The following is a 2,152-nucleotide window of genomic DNA, read 5'->3' as shown; positions in this document are numbered from 1 at the left end:
AAATAAAGTTGTATTTTTATTTTTGGATAAATAGATATTAGATATAAGAAAGAAGGGAATATCTTGTCTTGCATCAATAAAAGTTGTTTTAATATTTCTTTAGAAACTAAAGTCAATCCAAATGGTGGCGCAGAAATATTCGTAAGGTGCAATGATGAAAGTTTGTCTAATTTTAATGTAATACCATTTATCGCATGTATTTCTATTGCAGTGAAAGATGATTTGAGTTTCTTAGTTAATTTAGATAGTTTAATCAAACGTTAATTGCCTATAAAACGAATAGTAAAATAGCATCTAATTTACAAGACTTAGTAAGAGAGTCGTGTCCGAATTTGATTAACTGCATATATTGTTAAAAGAAAGGAGGGAGAGTTATGGCATGTACTACGAATAATGTTTGTTTAGATGTGTGTCTTAAAATTACAATTACCCCTGGTAGTGGAATTGATGCAGTAGTCGATTGTGGAGGCACATGTGGGACAAGTCCTACTATTGTAATTAGTCCTAGTGGATCAATTGTTATTACTTTACCATTAGTTGCATGTTTCTCAATTGCACTAAAAGATGATTTAAGTGTTGACTCTTCATTAACAAGCCTCTATTTTCAAACTTCTTAAGAAAGATACAGAAATGAAAAGCCTGCCTGCTACTTCTCTTTTGATCTAATGTAAAAATAAAAAAGATGGTTACAACCATCTTTTTTATTTTGCTATATATTTAAAATAAATTCATATATTATTTGGTGGTAAGAATATACAATTAAAAGCATTCAGTGTTTCTTTTTTGTTCGATGAGGTAAGAAATTGCTTCTATATGATCACCAATGATTTGTTGCGTTGCTAATGAAAGGTAGCCTTCCTGCGAGAAGTGTTTTTCTGGTCGAACTCGATTTATCTTGTCAACGTCGATAGAATGAACATTTTGTACATGCAATCCTGCTAAAATTGTTTTAACTTGACTTAAGGTTGGTGAAAGAAGAGAAGCAAACCCAATTGTATCAATGCATTTTCGACTAAAAGCATGAGGGACAGCAGTTGTGGAGCCCATACCTAAATCTTTTCGATTACATGCTAAATTAACAACATGCTTACATGCAGTTACGATAGTATAAGGAACACGATACATGTAGTAGTGCTCTAATTTATTTAAAGCTAAATCGGTTCCATTTTGAACAGATTGTACAAATGGTAATAAATCAGAACTAGGAATTAAGAAATCACCATCAATAAATAATAATATATCACCTTTTGCAAAATATGCACCAACGGCACGTCCGGTATCAATGCCGAGTGCTTCTTCGTAGCTTATAACTGTTGCACCGCAACCCTTCGCCAATTCCTCTGTTTTATCTGTTGATCCATTAACAATAACAATAATTTCAAAGGGTTTTAATTTTTGTACCTCAAAAATGACAGATTCTATCGTTTTTTCTTCATTTTGAACAGGGATGATAACTGATAATTGTTGATCTCCATAAGTATTTGAATAAAACTCTTTACCTGTAATTATTTTTGGAATGGATTTTTGTTCTCCGTTTTGAAGCCCTAAAATAATATCTCGCTTTCGATTATTATCGGTATAGTTTCCTCTTGGATCTTGCATTTTACTTATCCAATTTGCAATGGCTTCAAGATGATAATGAATGAGTTGAGTTGAAGGAAAAGGGAGAACTTGAGGGATAGGAATGTTTAATTGATCGCAAATCCGAAATTTATGTTCAATAATTTTCATTTGTGCCAATATGGGATTTGATAAATTATCTGGATTAATTACCTCAAGTACTTCTTTTGTCATTGCATAGGGAGGAAATAATAAGGAGTTAATATTTAAATCTGGGCGATAAAAAAAGTGATTTGTAACTTGCTGCCAAATCATTGCTAAATTGGGCTGTTGTTTTTGATAAAAAAAATCATCTAAATTATTTAATACGACGTCAGCACATCCATTTAGTAATGGTTGAAGAAATTGTATAAGTAAGGAGGGGGGAACCATGTAATTTTCATCTAAAAATAAGAGATACTGCCCCTTTGCTTTTTTTGCACCAATTACATAAAGATTAGGAGATTCTATCGGTTCTTCTAGTGTAATAATTTCACAATTGTAGGAATCTGCACTCCCAATTGAATCCTGGGTATATCCGTTAATAGTAAGG

The 2,152-nt window shown here is 32.0% G+C and carries 3 protein-coding genes; 2 read left to right on the top strand and 1 reads right to left on the bottom strand.

Annotated elements, in window-relative coordinates:
- Positions 1–63: 63 nt before the first annotated feature.
- Together GBN78_RS31080 and GBN78_RS29530 are read left to right on the top strand one after the other, a co-directional pair.
- Positions 64–264, top strand: a complete 201-nt coding sequence (locus GBN78_RS31080; protein ID WP_002098269.1) for a hypothetical protein — start codon at positions 64–66, stop codon at positions 262–264.
- Positions 265–374: 110 nt separating this feature from the next.
- Positions 375–617, top strand: a complete 243-nt coding sequence (locus GBN78_RS29530) for a hypothetical protein (protein ID WP_000752474.1) — start codon at positions 375–377, stop codon at positions 615–617.
- A 142-nt stretch (positions 618–759) separates the two neighbouring features.
- On the opposite strand, the gene GBN78_RS29525 is transcribed toward GBN78_RS29530, so the two are convergent.
- Positions 760–2,152 (bottom strand): glycosyltransferase (locus tag GBN78_RS29525; protein ID WP_152128024.1); only part of this gene is annotated, 1,393 nt, incomplete at its 5' end.

It is taken from the genome of Bacillus sp. B2-WWTP-C-10-Post-4, from assembly GCF_009183805.1.
GTDB classification, from domain to species: domain Bacteria; phylum Bacillota; class Bacilli; order Bacillales; family Bacillaceae_G; genus Bacillus_A; species Bacillus_A cereus.
Note: the sequence above shows the minus strand (reverse complement) of the source record. Positions and strands in the feature narration are given on the sequence as shown.